Source organism: Nocardioides sp. WS12, from assembly GCF_014108865.1.
In the GTDB taxonomy this organism is placed as follows: domain Bacteria; phylum Actinomycetota; class Actinomycetes; order Propionibacteriales; family Nocardioidaceae; genus Nocardioides.
Window position 1 is genome coordinate 2571912 of the sequence record NZ_CP053928.1, and the last position, 17007, is coordinate 2588918.

At 69.2% G+C, this 17007-nt stretch carries 18 protein-coding genes and 1 riboswitch; of the genes, 7 read left to right on the top strand and 11 right to left on the bottom strand.

Going from position 1 to position 17007, the window contains the following annotated elements; translation table 11 throughout:
• Position 1 precedes the first annotated feature (1 nt).
• The 3 genes from HRC28_RS12475 to HRC28_RS12485 form a co-directional block, all read right to left on the bottom strand.
• Complete coding sequence (locus HRC28_RS12475) at positions 2-1102, bottom strand: Rieske 2Fe-2S domain-containing protein (RefSeq protein WP_182380370.1); 1101 nt, start codon at positions 1100-1102, stop codon at positions 2-4.
• Positions 1099-1974, bottom strand: a complete 876-nt coding sequence (locus HRC28_RS12480) for a cytochrome c (protein WP_237111824.1) — start codon at positions 1972-1974, stop codon at positions 1099-1101. Before HRC28_RS12480 ends, HRC28_RS12475 begins: the two co-directional genes overlap by 4 nt.
• Before the next feature lie 70 nt (positions 1975-2044).
• Positions 2045-2635 carry a heme-copper oxidase subunit III gene (locus HRC28_RS12485; protein WP_202033416.1) on the bottom strand — a complete coding sequence of 197 codons (591 nt, stop codon included), beginning with the start codon at positions 2633-2635 and terminating at the stop codon, positions 2045-2047.
• Positions 2636-2802: 167 nt separating this feature from the next.
• Between HRC28_RS12485 and HRC28_RS12490 the strand changes: the two genes are divergently transcribed.
• From HRC28_RS12490 to trpD, 3 genes are read left to right on the top strand one after another with little or no spacing between them, the layout of a single operon-like run.
• Positions 2803-3729, top strand: coding sequence for a cytochrome c oxidase assembly protein (locus HRC28_RS12490; RefSeq protein WP_237111825.1), 927 nt, complete (start codon positions 2803-2805; stop codon positions 3727-3729).
• A gap of 10 nt (positions 3730-3739) precedes the next feature.
• Positions 3740-4141 carry a response regulator transcription factor gene (locus tag HRC28_RS12495; protein WP_202033325.1) on the top strand — a complete coding sequence of 134 codons (402 nt, stop codon included), beginning with the start codon at positions 3740-3742 and terminating at the stop codon, positions 4139-4141.
• A gap of 1 nt (position 4142) precedes the next feature.
• Positions 4143-5165, top strand: coding sequence for an anthranilate phosphoribosyltransferase (gene trpD / locus HRC28_RS12500; RefSeq protein ID WP_182380373.1), 1023 nt, complete (start codon positions 4143-4145; stop codon positions 5163-5165).
• Between the two features lie 12 nt (positions 5166-5177).
• Here trpD and HRC28_RS12505 read toward each other — a convergent pair whose 3' ends face one another.
• The 4 genes from HRC28_RS12505 to HRC28_RS12520 are packed head-to-tail and all read right to left on the bottom strand — an operon-like array spanning position 5178 to position 10045.
• Entirely contained in the window at positions 5178-6626 is a 1449-nt protein-coding gene (locus HRC28_RS12505; RefSeq protein ID WP_182380374.1) for a hypothetical protein, read from the bottom strand.
• Between the two features lie 2 nt (positions 6627-6628).
• A complete protein-coding gene (locus tag HRC28_RS12510; RefSeq protein ID WP_056706115.1) occupies positions 6629-6907 on the bottom strand; it encodes an Lrp/AsnC ligand binding domain-containing protein in 279 nt (92 codons plus the stop codon).
• Between the two features lie 9 nt (positions 6908-6916).
• The gene (locus HRC28_RS12515) at positions 6917-8647 is read right to left on the bottom strand and encodes a DEDD exonuclease domain-containing protein (protein WP_182380375.1); all 1731 of its coding nucleotides are present in this window, start codon (positions 8645-8647) and stop codon (positions 6917-6919) included.
• A 33-nt stretch (positions 8648-8680) separates the two neighbouring features.
• On the bottom strand, positions 8681-10045 hold the full coding sequence (locus tag HRC28_RS12520; RefSeq protein WP_182380376.1) for a hypothetical protein: 1365 nt from the start codon (positions 10043-10045) through the stop codon (positions 8681-8683).
• 84 nt (positions 10046-10129) lie between these two features.
• On the opposite strand from HRC28_RS12520, the gene HRC28_RS12525 reads away from it, so the two are divergent.
• The 4 genes from HRC28_RS12525 to HRC28_RS12540 all read left to right on the top strand — a co-directional run bounded on the left by HRC28_RS12525 (position 10130) and on the right by HRC28_RS12540 (position 14191).
• Positions 10130-10336, top strand: coding sequence for a hypothetical protein (locus HRC28_RS12525; RefSeq protein WP_182380377.1), 207 nt, complete (start codon positions 10130-10132; stop codon positions 10334-10336).
• A gap of 179 nt (positions 10337-10515) precedes the next feature.
• Positions 10516-10694: riboswitch (cyclic di-AMP (ydaO/yuaA leader) on the top strand.
• A 10-nt stretch (positions 10695-10704) separates the two neighbouring features.
• Positions 10705-11694 (top strand): C40 family peptidase, encoded by a 990-nt coding sequence (locus tag HRC28_RS12530; protein ID WP_182380378.1) that lies wholly within the window; start codon positions 10705-10707, stop codon positions 11692-11694.
• 12 nt (positions 11695-11706) lie between these two features.
• Entirely contained in the window at positions 11707-12930 is a 1224-nt protein-coding gene (locus HRC28_RS12535) for a hypothetical protein (protein WP_182380379.1), read from the top strand.
• A 4-nt stretch (positions 12931-12934) separates the two neighbouring features.
• On the top strand, positions 12935-14191 hold the full coding sequence (locus HRC28_RS12540; protein WP_237111826.1) for a M48 family metalloprotease: 1257 nt from the start codon (positions 12935-12937) through the stop codon (positions 14189-14191).
• A 10-nt stretch (positions 14192-14201) separates the two neighbouring features.
• On the opposite strand, the gene HRC28_RS12545 is transcribed toward HRC28_RS12540, so the two are convergent.
• From HRC28_RS12545 to HRC28_RS12560, 4 genes are all read right to left on the bottom strand, one after another.
• Positions 14202-14360, bottom strand: a complete 159-nt coding sequence (locus tag HRC28_RS12545; RefSeq protein WP_237111453.1) for a Flp family type IVb pilin — start codon at positions 14358-14360, stop codon at positions 14202-14204.
• 82 nt (positions 14361-14442) lie between these two features.
• The gene (locus tag HRC28_RS12550; protein ID WP_182375863.1) at positions 14443-14622 is read right to left on the bottom strand and encodes a Flp family type IVb pilin; all 180 of its coding nucleotides are present in this window, start codon (positions 14620-14622) and stop codon (positions 14443-14445) included.
• 152 nt (positions 14623-14774) lie between these two features.
• Complete coding sequence (locus tag HRC28_RS12555) at positions 14775-15425, bottom strand: response regulator transcription factor (RefSeq protein ID WP_182375864.1); 651 nt, start codon at positions 15423-15425, stop codon at positions 14775-14777.
• Positions 15422-16996 (bottom strand): histidine kinase, encoded by a 1575-nt coding sequence (locus HRC28_RS12560; protein WP_182375865.1) that lies wholly within the window; start codon positions 16994-16996, stop codon positions 15422-15424. Before HRC28_RS12560 ends, HRC28_RS12555 begins: the two co-directional genes overlap by 4 nt.
• Positions 16997-17007: the final 11 nt, after the last annotated feature.

Here is a 17007-nt window from a genome sequence, read left to right on the forward strand (position 1 = left end):
GTCACCAACGGTCATAGTAGTCACGCTCCCAGTAGCTCGGGCCGACCGGTTCGTCGAAGTCGCGGGTCGCGACGAGGTAGCCCTCGGCGTCCACGCCCAGCGGGAGCTGGGGGAGCGGACGTCCAGCGGGACCGAACACGACCTTGCCCGAATCGGCGAGGTCGAAGGTCGACTGGTGGCAGGGGCACAGCAGGTGGTGCGTCGTGCGCTCGTTCAGCGAGATCGGGCAACCCACGTGGGTGCAGATCTTGGAGTAGGCGACGATGCCGTTGACGGTCCAGTTCTCGCGGCTGTTGCCGTCCTTGTCCTTGCCCGGCTTGATGTCGTCCGGGTTCATCCGGAGCAGGACCAGCGAGGCCTTGGACTTGTGGACCTGCGCGGCGATGCCCTCGACCTCGGTCGGGTCGATCTCGTAGCGCTCCGGGTTGTGCAGGGCGTCGGGCTGGCAGTTGACCAGGTCACCGATCTCCAGGTCCGAGGCGAGGATCGGGGTCCAGATGCCGTCGCGCACGACGCGCATCGGCTTGTCCTTGAGGCCCTGGCCCCAGATCGTGTGCTCGAGCTTGTCGCCGGGCAGCGGGCCGAGGTCGCGCAGGAGGACAACGGCCGGGAGACCGACCAGGCCCATCGCGCCGAGCAGCGAGTTGCGGATCAGCGGACGCCGGCCGATGCCGGACTCCTCGATGCCGACGTTGAGCGCCTCGAGCGTCGCGACCCGGTCCTCCTCGGGGGAGTTGGCCGGGTGACGCAGTTCGGAGATCTCCTGGTCGGCCATCAACTTGCGTGACCAGTGGATGATCCCGATGCCGATGAACAGCAGCGACATGCCGAGGCTGGCGCCGAGCGCCAGCGTCGAGGCACCGAAGCCGGCGAAGACGTGCCAGTTGTCGCCGACGTCGAGGGTGAAGTAGGCCACCAGGAACAGGACGGTGCAGATTGCGGAGAGTCCGAAGAAGCCGGCGACCTGTCGCTCGGCCCGCTTCTCCTTCGCGGGGTCGATGTCCGTCGGCCGCCACGTGTGGGCGGGCAGACCCGGGTCGGCGATCGGGTCAGCGACCGCCAGTTCCCCTCCGTGGGGGTCGGTGTTGTGTGCGTCGCTCACGCTGCCGCCTCGTCCTTCTTGTCGCTCGAGCGGGTGGTGTGGGCCGCAATCCAGACCGCGAAACCGACCAGGGCGCCGATGCCGACGAGCCAGGCGATGATGCCCTCGCTCACCGGACCGAGGCCACCGAGGGTGAGTCCGCCGTAGCTGGGCGCCTTGTCGAGGGTCTCGAGGTAGGCGATGACGGCCTTCTTGTCCTCCGGCGGGATGTTGCCGTCGGAGAACGTGTCCATCGTCTGCGGCCCGGTCAGCATCGCCTCGTAGATGTGCTTGGAGTCGACGCCGCGGATCTTGGGGGCGTAGCCGCCGCGGGGCATGGCGCCGCCGGAGCCCTCGAAGTTGTGGCAGGCGGTGCAGTTGGCGAGGAAGATCTGGCCGCCGCGGACGACGAGCTCTTCGAGCTGCTTGTCGCTCATGCCCTCGGTGGAGTACAGCTCGGTGTCGGGGATCTCCGGACCGGTACCGAGGGAGCCGACGTACGCCGACAGCGCCTCGATCTCTTCCTTGTTGTAGACGACCTCCTTGCGGGGGGCCTGCGCACCGGGCTGGGCCATCGGCATCCGGCCGGTGCCGACCTGGAAGTCGACGGCGGCCTCGCCCACATCGGTGAGCGCCGGGCCGTACTGCGAGCCGCCCTGGGTCAGGACGCCTTCGCCGTTCTGGCCGTGGCAGAAGGCACAACCCACGAGGAAGAGCTCGCGGCCCTCCTTGACCAGTTCTTCCTGGCCCTGGGTGGAGTCGGCCTGGGCCGGGGCGAACGCGGCGTACAGGCCACCGGTGAGCAGCAAGCCGCACACCAGCACCATCAGGCCGGCGATCGGGCCGCGGCGGTGCCGGGAGAGGCGACCGGCGGAGCGGTTCAGAAGGCGCACAATCAGTCCTTGCGGGTCCGGGTCGGATCGGTGGGCGTACAACAGTTCTTCATCGCAGCGGCTCCTGGCGTCACTTGACCAGGTAGATCGTCGCGAACAGCCCGATCCACACGACGTCGACGAAGTGCCAGTAATAGGAGACGACGATCGCGCTGACCGCCTGCTCGTGGGTGAAGCGTCGTGCGACGTACGTGCGCCCGAGGACGAAGAGGAAGGCAATGAGGCCGCCGGTCACGTGGATCCCGTGGAAGCCGGTGGTGAGGTAGAACATCGTGCCGTAGCCGTCGTGCGGGATCGTCACGCCTTCGTGGATCAGTTCGGCGTACTCGAGCGCCTGGCCGCCGATGAAGATCGCGCCCATGACGTACGTGAGGATGAACCACTCACGCAGGCCCCAGCCGGTCTTGCCGCCCCAGAACTTCCAGATCGGGCCGCCACGGCCGACCTGTCCGCGCTCGGCGGCGAAGACGCCCCACTGGCACGAGAACGACGACAACACGAGGATCGTGGTGTTGATCGCCGCGAACGGAACGTTGAGCAGGGCGGTGTTGTCCGCCCACATCTCGGACGAAACCGATCGAATCGTGAAGTACGACGCGAAGAGCGCCGCGAAGAACATGAGCTCGCTGGACAGCCAGATGATGGTGCCGACGGCGACCATGCTGGGTCGGTCGTGCTGGCCGTGAAGGCGCGAGGCCGGGAGAGATGCCGTTGCTGTGGTCGCCACGGGCGTCATTATGGCGGTTCCTGACCTCATCGGCATCCCGACCCCCCGAACTAACGCTTCCGGAGCCACGACCTACGCTCGATCCAGTCGAGGAGGTGCCCGTGGGGTTGGTCGTGACAGCAGCGGCAACAGCAGTGGAGACGCTGCCCCGGTTTGACCTCGGTGCCGTCTGGTCCGAGTGGTCCCTGGCCCCGCTTCCGCTGATCGCGACGGTCTGGGGTGTCGGGCTCTACGCGCTCGGGGTGGTGGCGATGCGTCGCCGCGGCGACGCGTGGCCGGTCGGACGCTCGATCGCGTGGGGCATCGGGATGTTCGCCTTCTACTTCGCGACCTCATCGGGCCTGGCGGCGTACGACACCGTCCTGGTGAGCGTGCACATGGTCCAGCACATGGTGCTGTCGATGGTCGTCCCGCTGTCCCTGGCCCTGGGGGCGCCGGTGACGCTGGCGCTGCGCACGCTGCCGAAGATGCCCCGCGGATGGCTGCTGGCCTTCTTGCACTCGCCGGTGGCGAAGGTCCTCGGTTTCCCACCCCTCGCGTTCGCGCTCTACGTGCTCTCGCCGTGGGCGCTCTACTTCACCGGTTGGTACGACGCCTCGCTCGAGTCGGTCTACGTCCACGAGATGATGCATGTGCACCTCGTGGCGGTCGGAGCCCTGTTCTTCTGGCCGATCGTCGGGATCGATCCGCTGCCCGGACGGGTCCAGCACCCATTCCGCGTGCTGCTGACCGTGATGACACTGCCGTTCCACGCGTTCCTCGGCGTGACGATCATGGGCCAGAACACCCTGCTCGGCGGCGACCACTACCCGTCGCTGCACGACGGACCGATGGGGGCCTGGCTGCCGGACCCGTTCGACGACCAGAACCTCGCCGGCGGAATCCTCTGGGCCGCGGGTGACCTCGTCGGCATCGGGTTCTTCCTGGTGCTGTTCATCCAGTGGGTGCGGGCGTCGATGAAGGAGGCCGAGCGCGAAGACCGTCGCCTGGACCGACTCGAACGGCAGGAGCGGGCGCGGACCGAGTAGCATCGCGCGGGTGACCTCACCGAAGACCCTGAAGGTGCTTGTCTACAGCGACGACGTGCACACCCGCGAGCAGGTCATCCTGGCGCTGGGTCGCCGTCCGCACCCCGATCTCCCCGAGCTCGAGTACGTCGAGGTCGCGACCGAGCCGGTCGTGATCCAGCACATGGATGCCGGACAGCTCGCGCTGGCGATCCTCGACGGCGAGGCCGTGCCCGCCGGTGGGATGGGCATCGCCAAGCAGCTCAAGGACGAGATCTACAACTGCCCGCCGCTGCTGGTGCTCACCGGCCGGCCGCAGGACGCGTGGCTCGCCACCTGGTCCCGCGCAGACGCCGCGGTCTCGCACCCGATCGACCCGATCGTGCTGGCCGAGGCCGTCGTCTCGCTGCTGCGCGCTCGCGTGCCTGCCTGAGATGACCTGGCCTGACGTCCTCGGCACGCTCGTTGCCGGGGAGAACCTGACGCCTGCCCAGTCGACCTGGGCCATGGGCGAGATCCTCGACGGCGCGGCGACGCCCGCGCAGATCGCCGGCTTCGTCGTGGCGCTGCGCGCCAAGGGCGAGACCACCGAGGAACTCACCGGCCTCGTCGACGCGATGTACGGCGTGATGACGCCGATCTCGGTGCCCGGCCGACTGCTCGACGTGGTCGGCACCGGTGGCGACCGGTCGTTCTCCGTGAACATCTCGACCATGTCGGCCATCGTGGCGGCCGGTGCAGGAGCGCGCGTCGTCAAGCACGGAAACCGTTCGGCCTCCTCGCAGGCCGGTACCGCCGACGTGCTCGAGGCCCTCGGTGTCCGCCTCGACCTGCCGGCCGACCGGGTCGCCGAGGTGGCGATCGAGGCCGGCATCACCTTCTGCTTCGCGGCGTCCTTCCACCCGGCGATGCGGCACGCCGCGGTGCCCCGCAAGGAGTTGGGTATCGCGACTGCGTTCAACGTGATCGGGCCGCTGGCCAACCCGGCCCGCCCTGCCGCCCAGGCCATCGGCTGCGCCGACCTGCGCCTGGCGCCGGTGATGGCCGGCGTGTTCGCCGGCCGTGGTGTCGACGCCTGGGTGTTCCGCGGGGACGACGGCCTCGACGAACTGACCACCACCACGACCTCGCAGGTCTGGGTCGTCCACGGTGGCGAGGTCGTTCACGCGACCGTCGACCCCAGTTCGCTCGGCCTGGCTCCGGCCACTCCCGAGGACCTGCGGGGCGGCGACGCAGCACACAACGCGGACGTCGTACGACGACTGCTGGAGGGTGTCCAGGGACCCGTCCGGGACGCCGTACTGCTCAACGCCGGAGCGGCGCTCGCCGTGTACGACGCGCCCGGTGAGCCCGTGCAGGAGGCCCTGGCGGCCGGCATCGTCCGTGCTGCCGAGGCCATCGACTCCGGTGCCGCCCAGGCCACGCTCGACCGTTGGGTTGCTGCCGCAGCCGGTTGAGGTCCAGCCGGGTCAGCCCGTTCGGGGCTCGGTCAGGTAGACGAGGTCGTTGGTCTTCTTGACCGCGCTCCACCCGCGCTCCTCAAGCGCTGCGGCGAGCGGGATGTCGTCGGGCAGCAGGGCGACGTGGGTGTCGAGATCGCCCAGCGTGTCCTCCCAGCCCGGCTCGAGCAGGAACAGGTCGTCGTACGCGTTGAGTTCTGCGTCGGTGTAGACGTCGCCGTACCCGTGCATCGGGATGTCGAGGCCCGGGTCCGTCCAGAGCAGGACGGCTCCGATGGTGCGATCGGTCAGCACGACGGTTTCGTCGGGAAGGTCGTCGAGGAGGCCCGCGAAGGGCCGTACCTCGTCGGCCGGGACGTCGCGCAGCGGCAGTGCCGGAGCCAGTACGACGACCCCGACCGCCAGGGCGGCCACGACTGCCAGTTCGCGCCGGCCCGCCGGGCGGGTATCGGCCCTTGTTCCGCGCTCCTGGCGCAGGGCGGTCAGTTCGCGGGCGACGACGAGGGCAAGGACGACCAGGGCCAGCGGCAGGGTGCGGTTCGAGTAGATCGCGAACACGCAGCCGAGGCCGAGCAGGGCGATGTCATAGGGGCGCACTCCGTCGCGGCGGACCAGGAGCAGGACGGAGAGGGCCAGCAGGACGGTGACCGGCGCTGCGGCAAGCGTCACAAGTTCCGGGGCGCGCCACTCAACGAAGTGGTCGCCGCGCGCATTGACCAGGAGGATCGCCGACACCAGTCGCGGCCCGACCGGGGTGACGCAGGCGGCGAGCAGCATGCCTGCCGGGATGGCCACCAGGCGCAGCACCTCGGGGCGGGTGCTGCGGCGCTCCAGGCACACGGCCACGGCCAGCACGGCACTGGCGCCGACGCCGAGGATCCACATGCCATGGCTGGCGGCCCAGAGCCAGGCGAGGGGCACCAGCCACCACGGGAGACGTCCGGTGCGGCGGGCCAGGTCCCAGGACGCGAGCACGGCGACGAGGAAGACGTAACTGAGGACCTGGGGGCGCAGCGAGAGGCTGGGCAGGCAACCGAGCAGGACCACTGCCGTGAGGGTGACGGCCGTGCCGGGCTTCGCGTGGCGGCGGACCAGCAGGTAGACCGCCGCCGTGAACCCGCTGACGAGCGCGGCGAACAGGACGACGAGTCCGGGGTCACCGAACACGTCGGCCAGCCAGGACATCCCGATCTGGGGGAGCCACTGGGTCGGCGCCCAGTCGTTGGTGGAGGCGGTGCTCACCTGGCCGGGATGGGCCAGCGACCAGCCGTTGCGGAACTCGTCGCCGAAGCGGAGGTGGAAGTACGTGTCGAAGGCGCGGAACGGCCGGCTCGCCAGCGTCGCCAACACCGCGGCCACCAGTACCCCCGCCAGCGGGGGCCATACGACGGCGAGCAGCGGGAAGCGGCCGGCGGTCTGCTTCGGGTGGGTCAGCCCCGGATCGGGCGCCGTCGCCACCGTCAGTCGAGTCCGATGGAGAACGCGGCCTCGAGGTCGTGGCGCGAGTAGGCCCGGTAGGCGATGTGCGTCTCCGTGTCGACGACGCCGTCCACCTTGTTCAGGCGGTCCGCGACGACCGTCGCGATGTCGTCATGGCTCGCGACACGGATCAGCGCGATCAGGTCGATCTGGCCGGTGACGGAGTAGACCTCGCTCACTCCCTCGAGGGCGGCGATCGCCTCGGCGACCTCGGGAATCCGCGCGGTCTCGGCCTGCACGAACACGATGGCGGTGATCATGCGCCCACTCTAGGAGACGACAACCGTCGGCGTGCGCAGGAGCGACTCGCGGTGCCGGCCCGCTCCGGCCACCGGACACACCCATTCGCCGACGACGTCCACGAGCCGGATGCCGGGCGCCTCGAGCCAGCGCAGGATGCGCTCGGACTCCTCAGCCGTCGCGGCAGGTGCCGGGCCGATGCTCGGCACCACTGTCTCTGCGGAGGCCCGGAGGCCGGCGACGTAGGCGAGGGCGTCGCCACCGGTCGGAATCACGCCGGCGGCGGCCAGTCGGCCGTGTCGTACGACGTGCACCGACCAGCGACCGTCGTCGTCGCGCCGTGCGGCGACGACCTCGGGACAGCCCGTCAGCGCGGTCAGTCGTTGCGATCGCGCCGCACCGCGGATGAAGTCGGCCAGGCGGTCGCGATGGTGCGCGGCTTCCTCGAAACGTTCCTGGTCGGCGAGGGCCGTCATCTTCGCCTGCACCAGGTCGACGACGTCGTCGGGGCGACGCAACAGCGTGTCGCGCAACTGGCGTACGACGGCGGCGTACGTCTGCGCGTCCGTACTCCCGTCGCAGGGCGCCAGGCACCGCGCCATCTCGGCGAGGACGCAGGCCGATCGCGAGGGCTGCACGCCGAAGCGGTCGTTGCACTGCCGGATGGGGAACACCTCGTGCAGGGCCGCGAGCGCGCTCTCGGCTGACGCCTTCGAGGAGAACGGGCCGATGTAGTCGGCGTCGTCGTCCAGCACCCGCTTGACCAGGGACAGTCGCGGCCACGGCTCGCGGGTGAGCTTGAGATAGGTGACCTTCTCCGGAAAGCGGGAGCGTCTGTTGTAGCGCGGCTTGTGTTCGGCGATCAGTCGCAGTTCGCGGACCTCGGCCTCGAGCGGGGTCGCGCACTCGACTCCGGTCACGGAGGTGGCGATCTGCACCATCTCGCCGATCCGGGTCCGTTTCTCCGACGCCGTGAAGTACGACCGCACCCGGCGCCGCAGGTCCTTCGACGTACCGACGTAGAGCACGTGCTCCTGTGCGTCGCGAAAGAGGTAGACACCGGGGGCGTGGGGGAGTCGGTCGGCGAGGTGCCGCTTGCGTCGCGCAGCCGGCGCAACCTTCGAGGAGTAGCCCTGCAGTTCCTCCAGGGTGTGCACGCCGAGGCCACCGAGTCGTTCCATCAGTCCGTGGAGTACGTCGACCGTCGCTCGCGCGTCCTCGAGGGCCCGGTGGTTCGGGGTGGTCCCGGCCCGGAAGACCCGGGCGAGCGAGGACAGCTTGTGGTTGGGCGCCTCGTCGCGGGTGACGACGTGGCGCGCGAGCTTGACGGTGTCGAGCACCTCGAAGTCGGGCCAGACGAGGTCCTGCTCGCGGCAGAAGTGCTTGAGGAATCCGACGTCGAAGCGGGCGTTGTGCGCGACCAGGACGGAGCCGCCGGCGAACTCGAGGAAGGCGGGCAGTGCCGAGGTGATCCGCGGTGCGTCGGCGACCATCCGGTTGGTGATGCCGGTGAGGACGGCGATGAACGCCGGAATGGCGGCGTCGGGATTGACCAGTGTCTGGAACTCGCCCAGCACCTCGCCGCCGCGCACCTTGACCGCACCGATCTCGGTGATCCGGTCCCCGTCACCCACCGAACCGCCGGTGGTCTCCAGGTCGACGACGCAGAAGGTGACGTCGCGAAGGGGCTGCCCGAGTTCGTCGAACGAACGCTGCGCCTCCCACCGGCTCTGCGGTGAGGTGGTGGCGCTGACGGTCATGACCTCACGGTAGGCAGGACCTCCGACACGTCGTCACTCCCGCGCCGGTACAGCCTCAGGTTCGGGATCGCTGAGGAACATCCGGGTGACGAGGAAGGTGGCAGCGACGACGAGAGCGAGCAGCACCAGGAGCGCGGGCACGTCCCGGAACGCCTGGATGAACGCGTTGTTGTCCCAGTGGGACCCGAACGTCAGCGTCGGACGATTGAGGATGCCGCCCAGGCCGAAGGCGGTGAGTTGCACCCCGATGACCGCGGTCATCGCGAGCCGGAGCCGTGGCCCGGCCTGCACGGCGGCCAGGACGAGCGAAGGGGTCGCACACGCCAGGAACTCCAGTCCGTGGCGGTAGCCGTAGATGCCGTCGCCCCCGTGGAAGGGCGCGGCCCAGCCCTGGAACAGCGTGTAGGCGACGCCGCTGAGGAACATCGCGCGACACCAGAGGGGCTGCGACTTCCAGGTCCGGATGAGCAAGGGGACGAGGAGCAGTACGAGGGGCGTCCAGACCAGGATCCCCCGGTCGCCGGCGATCCAGAGCGCGGCCTCGTTGCGCAGCAGGTCCACGGGGGAGGTGTTGAAGTCGTAGTCCGAGCCCGTCGTCCGGGAGACGTAGTTGCTCGGCGCGTAACCCCCGGAAGGAATCCACTTGCCGTACAGCCAGTGGGACCAGAGGCTTGCTCCAGCCACCATCACCGCACCCAGGGCGCCGACCCGTACGGCGATCGCCGGCTTGCGCTGGAACCAGGCGCAGGCCAGGGCAATGGCGGCGGCGATCACCACCGTGTGCAGGCGGCCCCAGGTCGCCACGCCGCCGAAGGCGCCGACCAGGAGCCATCGTTCGCGCGACGCGGCGTAGGCCATGCCGCTGATCCCCAGGACGGTGAGCGTGTGGGTCCACAGGCCGTCCGCGGCGACCGACCACACCGGGGTGGCGAAGGCGAACACGACTGCTGCGACGGTGGCTGATCTTCGACTGGTCAGGCGGAGGAGCGCGCCCCACATGAGCAGGACGCTCGCGGCGGTGATCAACGCCGCCGTGACCGCACCCGGCGCGCTGCTGTAGTCGTCGGCCGAGGTCCCGCTGTCGGTCACCAGCTCGCGAACGGCATACGCCGGCACGCTCACGGCGATGACGCCCGGTGAGCGCGCAATCACGCGGTGACCGTCATGGGTGGTCGTGAAGACCGTGGCCTTCGTCCGGTTGATCTGCTCGACGTCGACGCCGTCGATCCACGGCTCGCCGGTGGAGGCGATCCGCCAGGCACCGATGTTCGCGGACAGGACGTCGATGTGGACTCTGCTGTAGCCCGCTGTCGCGACGTACAGGGTCGCGGCGACCAGGAAGAGGGCGACCCCGATCTGCCACGAGGGTCGGTTCGGCTGCTGCTGGTTCTCGGGCACGCAGGGATTCTCGCAGTGCGGCGTGCGCCGTCGGCGCTCTTTGTGGGACCCGAAGTGTCGGACCTCCCTGCCACCCTCCCAAACATGACAACGAGGATCGATTGCGACACGTGCGTGGTGCGCGGGCTCGCGTGCCACGACTGCGTGATCACGGTGCTGCTCGGGCCGCCGCCCGAGTTGCTCATCGACGACGACGAACTGCGCGCCCTGGACGTGCTTGCCGAGGGCGGGCTGGTGCCGCCGCTGCGGTTGGTGCTCCCCGTCGACGGCCCCCACGTCGAGTCGGCCTGACGCCGTGGACCGGCGCGGTGCGCGGGGGACGCGTGTGACGGTTGTGGCAGGTGTGATGTGCACCTCACGCGTTGCGTCCCCAACACGCCAGCAGGGGTTTGGCGTCCCCGCGCACCCCGATTAGGCTGCCACCTCAGGTGTTCGAGGAAGTGGGTCGACCGACCCGCGCGAACGCCGCGTTGAATCCGGAGCCGCGTGCGGCTCTGGAACCGGGGAACCAACCACATCTGGGGTGAATCCCGCACGAGGTGCGACCTCGACAATCCCGACCGGATTGCTGAGGACGCGAGGAGTGCGGGTAGGGCAAGTCGTGCCCGAATCCGTCAGCTCACCCGGTAGGCGTACGACACGAAGGGGACCGCCAGCTCGTGCTGAACGGCCGTAACCGCACCACCGCTGCGCTCGCTGCGCTCGCACTCACCGGAACCCTTGCTCTCTCTGTGAGCACCCCCGCCCAGGCGGAGCCCGACATCGACACCGTGCGTGATCGTGTCGAGAAGTTGCTGCACCAGGCCGAGCAGGCCTCGGAGCGCTACAACGATGCCAAGCTCGAGCTCACCGAACTCAGCCGCGAACTGGACTCCCTCAAGGCCGACCAGTCCCGTCAGGGCGACGCGCTGGACGGCGTTCGCTCCGATGTGCGCGACTCGATCATCCAGCGCTACCAGACCGGCGGCCTCGGCCCCACCGGTGAGCTGCTGTCCTCCGACTCCGAGGCCTTCCTCGACGAGCTCTCGACGTTGTCGACGATCACCGGCCTCCAGGACGGGCTGCTGTCGGACTACGACAACGAGCTCGAGGCCTACTCGATCCGCGAGAGCCAGACGGCCAAGCGCCGCAACGACATCGCCGACCTCAAGTCCGAGTTGGCCGCCGAGAAGAAGTCCGCCGACTCCAAGCTGGCCAAGGCCGAGTCGCTGCTCTCCCGCCTCGAGGAAGAGGAGCGCGCGCAGATCCTGTCCCGCGACGGTGGCGTCCGCGCCCCGGCTGCGTCGTCGATCCCCGCCTCGGGCCGGGCCGCGGTTGCGATCAAGTACGCCCTCGCCCAGGTCGGCGACTCCTACGTCTACGGTGCCGCCGGCCCCAACGCCTGGGACTGCTCGGGCCTGATGATGGTTGCGTGGGGCCAGGCCGGCGTCGGCCTGCCGCACTCCTCGCGAGCCCAGGCCGGTTCCGGCGCACGGGTGTCGAAGAGCGACCTGAAGCCCGGCGACCTCGTCTTCTACTACAGCCCGATCAGCCACGTCGGCATGTACATCGGCAACGGCATGATCGTGCACGCGGCCAACCCCGGCGCGGGCGTCAAGGTCTCCAGCGTCGACGAGATGCCCTACTCCGGAGCCGTTCGTCCTGGCTGACCGGGTGACCGGATGACCGGGAGGAAGCGCCGGGCTCTCCCGGCGGTCCTCCTTGTCGTTGCCCTGGCAACGGTGGGCTGTTCGCCGGACGAGTACGTCGCCCCGCCACCGGCGCAGGGCAGCGAGGTCGCCGATCCGGCGACCGCGGCGAACACGCTGGCGTCCCTGCAGGACGCCGTCGTGGCCGGTGATGCTGCGGCCGCCGGAGACCTGGCGACCGACGACGCACGTCCGCTCCTCGAGTCCCTCGCCGCCAACGCGCAGGCGATCGACCTCACCGACGTCACCTTCCGCTACGTCACCGAGACCGGGCGCACGTCCGGGACCGACGGGTGGGACGGACTGGTCGCCGTGACCTGGCGGATCGAGGGCTTCGACGAGGCCTCGGCCCGGGCGGAGATCCCGCTGTCCTTCGCCGACGGGGGCCGCCAGATCGCCGCCATTGGTGACCAGAGCGGTCGTCTGCCCGTGTGGCTCACCGGACCGGTGACGGTCGAGCGGGTCCCGGGCGGGCTCGTGCTCGTGTCCGACAGCACGTCGGGCGCACCGGCCGACCGGACGTCGTACGCCCGATGGGTGCGGAAGGCCGTGGCGGAGGCTCGTGCCGTCGTGGGCGGCCGGACGGGTCTCGTCGTGGAGGTTCCACGTGACGCCGCTGCCCTGCACCGGGCATTGGGGGCAGATCCGGGCTCCTACGGTTCGATTGCCGCTGTCACCGCACCGGTGGACGGGTCACGAGTCACCGGCAGTCCGATCCACGTCTTCGTCAACCCTGCCGTCTACGACGACCTCGATCCCGTTGCCGCCCAGGTCGTGATGACCCACGAGGCCGTGCACGCCCTCACCGGGGCGGTGCTCGCCCGGAACGTGCCGCTCTGGCTGGTGGAGGGCTTCGCCGACTACGTCGCGCTGCGCGATGTCGGGCTGCCGCTGTCGAAGACGGCCGGTCAGATCCGCGCGCAGGTGCGCAAGAACGGCGTACCGAAGGCACTGCCTGAGGACGCTGAGTTCAATCCTGCCGGAACCCACCTCGGCGCGGTGTACGAAGCGGCGTGGCAGGTGACGGTCACCCTCGCCGAGCGCCGTGGCGAGCGGGCCCTGGTCGACTTCTACCGAGCGATGCTGGCAGGCAAGAAGATCGCCCCGACGTTGCGCGCGGCCTTCGACTGGTCGGTTGCCGACCTCACCACGGCCTGGCAGGCACAGTTGGCCGCATTGGCGGGCGTGCCAGAGTAGGGCCGTGGATCCACGCCCTGCTGCCGATCGGGTGGCGCTCGGCACTGCCCTCCTCGGTGTAGCTGCCTTCCTGCTGATCGCTGCCCAACGAGTGCCCTGGGAGCCCGTCCCCGGCGGAATGCCCTCACCGGTGGCGGCTTCATCGGTGTTCTCGCCCGAGCAGATCGCGCGCGCCGAGAACTTTGCGATGTGGGGCCGGGTCTGGAGTTGGTCCTCGCTGGTCGTGTCGCTCGCCGTCGCGGCCTGGTTCGGCTTCAGCCGGCGGGGGCGCCTCTGGGCCGACCGGATGCCGGGCTGGTGGTGGGTGCGCGTCGTGCTGGTCGTCGGGGCGCTGGCCCTCATCGGCCGGTTGGTCACCCTGCCCTTCGGGATCGCACTGCGTCGGCTCCGCCTCGACGAGGGGCTCGCGGCCGGCACCTGGTCCGCGTGGGCGCTGGACCTCGCGAAGGGTGAACTGGTCACCATCATCTCGACGTCGATCGCGCTGATCGCGCTGGTCGGTTGCGCGCGCCGCTGGCCGCGCATGTGGCCGGCCATCGGGGGAGTGCTCGCAGCGGCGTTGGTCGTCGCGGGATCGTTCGTCTACCCGCTGGTCGTGGAGCCGCTGTTCAACCAGTTCGACTCGCTGCCCGATGGTGCGCTGCGTACGGAGATCCTGGCGCTCGCGGACAAGGAGGGCGTCGACGTCGACGACGTGCTCGTCGCCGATGCGTCACGTCGTACGACGACGCTCAACGCGTACGTGTCTGGGTTCGGGCACACGCGCCGCGTTGTCCTGTACGACACCCTCGTCGAGGACACGCCCCAGGGCGAGACGTTGTCCGTCGTTGCCCATGAGCTCGCCCATGCGAAGTACGACGACGTGATGACTGGAACGCTGCTGGGCGCCGCGGGCGCGTTGGTGGGTGTCGGCCTGTTGGGGCTGCTGTTGCCGCGGCGGCGCCTGGTCGGAGAAGCCGCAGGCCCACCGGACGTCGTACCGTCCGGAATCGCGATGAACGCGGTTCCGACGATCCTCGCGCTGGCCGCACTGGCGACGGTGCTCGCTGCACCGCTGCAGAACGGCATCAGCCGCAAGCTCGAGACCCGGGCAGACCAAACGGCGCTGGAGGTGACGCTCGCCCCGCAGGCGTTCGTCGACCTCCAGCGCCGTCTGGCACTGCGGTCCCATGCCGACCCCACACCTCCGGCATGGTCACAATGGTGGTTCGGTTCCCATCCCACCGTGCTGGAACGCATCGGTCTGGGCCGGGAGTACTAGCGAGTCTGGCTCACCAGTTGCTGTCGTTCGTCAACGTGAACAAGCCGAAGACGCTGTCACCGAGAAGGATGACCACGCCGATGATGACACCGGCGATCAACGCAACCAGGAGCGCGTACTCGACCGCTGTTGCACCGCGGTCAGAGCGACGAGCGACTGGTGTTGCCACGATTTCCCCCTGGTTGTCGAACAAAGTCGAACGGCCGCGTCACCGCAAGGTGACGCGGCCGTTCAAAGGCTGTCCCTGAAGATCAGAGGCTGCTGTTGACGTCGGTGAAAGCACCCTTGATCTTGCCGCCGAGGGTGAAGACGACACCGACGATGACGGCGGCGATCAGGGCGACGAGCAGGCCGTACTCGACGGCGGTGGCGCCACGCTCGTCCATCTTGGCGAGGCGGGCGTTGATGAGGATGCTGAGGTACTGGACCATGGGGTTCTCCCTTGAACTTTTTGCTTCGGTGTCCCCGGGGAGTGTTCCCCGATGAAGAGAACTCTGCCCGAGTTCAGCGGGCCACGGATCGGGAGTTCGTCTTGTCGCTCCTAGTCACTTCTGACTACCGCTCGACGCGTTCCGGAACCCCCTCAGCGGGCCGACGGCTGGACCGTCGAGAGCAGTCCGATCCGCATCGCCGTCACCAGGGCCTGCGCGCGGTTGGAAGCGCCCAACTTCTGGTAGATCCGGGCGATGTGTGACTTGGTGGTCGACTCGGACAGGTAGAGCTTCTGGCCGATGGCGGCGGCGTTGAGGCCTTCTGCGAGGAGGAGCAGGACATCGTGCTCACGTTCGGTCAGTGCGGTCGATTCGGCCGACTGACGGCGCATCATGGCGCCCACCAGGCCCGCGCACACGAAGGCCTTGGGCGAGACTGCCGCGTGACGGGCGGTCTTGATCACCTCGGTCGACGGCGCGTCCTTGCCGACGAAGCCGGACGCGCCGGCCTGCATCGCTGCGAAGATCTGCTCGTCGCCCGAGTGCATCGTGAGGACGATGAGGCCGACCTTGTCGCTCTCCTTGCGAATGGTGCGGACGACGTCGAGGCCCGTTCCGTCCTGCATCTGGAGGTCGGTGATCACGACGTCGGGCTGGTACTGGCGCCACCGCTCGATGCCCTCGATGACCGAGCCCGCGGTGGCCACGACGTCGAGGTCCTCCTCGAGGTCGAGCACCGCGCCGAGACCGTTGCGGATCAACTCGTGATCGTCAATCAGCAGGACCGTGATCTTCTCGCTCATCGCGTCTCCTCTGTGGTGGCCGAGGCCGGTACGGCGCCGACAGGATTCCGTGAGATCTTCACCGACACCGAGACGGTGAGGCCCCTGCTGGCATTGTCGCGAACTACGAGCTCCGCGCCGATCAGTCTCGCACGCTCGCGCATGATCTTGAGGCCATGCGAGTCGCTGCGCGCAGACTGGAGTCCGACTCCGTTGTCCGTGATGGTGATGATCGCTTCCGGGGCGTACACCTGGCAGCGCACGTCGATGGCCGTCGCCCGTGCGTGCTTGACGGCGTTGTTGATGGCTTCCTGGGCGATCCGGAAGAGTTCGGCCTCGACCTCGGGGCGCAGCCGGGTCGGCTGCTCGTCGAGACGTACCCGGATCGGAATGCCGGAGGACTCCGAGAGATGCCGGGCCACGCTGCTGATCGCGCCGCCGAGGCTCTCGTTCTCGCCGATGCTGGTCCGGAGGTTCATCACCGACTGGCGGACCTCGGCCACGACCTTCGTGACCCGCTCCCGCAGCATCGCGAGCGCCTTGGCCTGTTGTTCGTCGGCCGGCCTGGCCGCGAGGGCGTCGATGATGTAGCCGAGGGAGGCGATGTCCTGAGCGACCCCGTCGTGCATCTCACGGGCGAGCCGGTTCCGTTCGTCGGCCGTTGCGGCGTCGCGGAACTGGGCGAAGAGCAGCGCGGCGTCCAGCTTGACGGCGTTGCTGGTGAGCTGGTCCGCGACGGCTGCGAGGGGAAGCGGCTCCGTCGAGTCCGAGCCGGAGGGGCGCAGGCCGGCGACGATCGCCTGGTCGCTGACCCGGAACGCGAAGCCCTGGCCGATCTCGACCGGGCCGGAGCGATTGCCGGTGCTCTGGCGAACGTCGTTCGCCAGGGTCTCGCTGGCGACCGCATCACCCGATTCGAGTTCGACGGTCGAGGCGACGGGAGTCAGTGCATCACCGCGGGCGACGTACAACACCAGGCCACGGTTCGGGATCTGGTCGCTGACCTCGCTCAGGAGCTCCCCGCCGAGCGCTCCGACGTCGAGCCCGGAACTGAGACTGCCAGCCAGGTCCAGGAGTTGCTTGAGGTGCTCCTGGGCGTCGCGATAGGGCGCCAGCGGGTCGGGCACCCGGTCGGAGGAGAAGGTGACCGCTGCGATCAGGCTCAGACCCAGGCCGGCCATGATCCACGTGAAGATCGCCACCGCCTGTTCCGAAGTGATCTTCTCCCACCACATCAGACCGAGTGCGACGACGGCGATGAGTTCGACGAGGACCGTGCGCACCATGGTGCGGATGCCCGCGACCGCGGTGGCATACAGGGGAGGGACGACCAGCGACGCCAGCACCGAGGGCGCGTAGTTCATCCCGATCGCAGCCACGACGCCCAGCGCGACGGCCTCGGTGGTCGGGCTCAGCGAGAACCCGAGGTCCCGCCGGATCGCTGTGACGCCCTGGTAGACCCAGATGGCCGTGAGCGCCGCGAGCACGAGGAGACCCTGCTCCTGGTGGAACCAGAGGATGGGACCACCGATGGCGAGCAGCGCAAAAAACCGGGACGCCCCGACGACCGCGTAGGTCTGGCTGCTGGGCATGACCTCAGCCT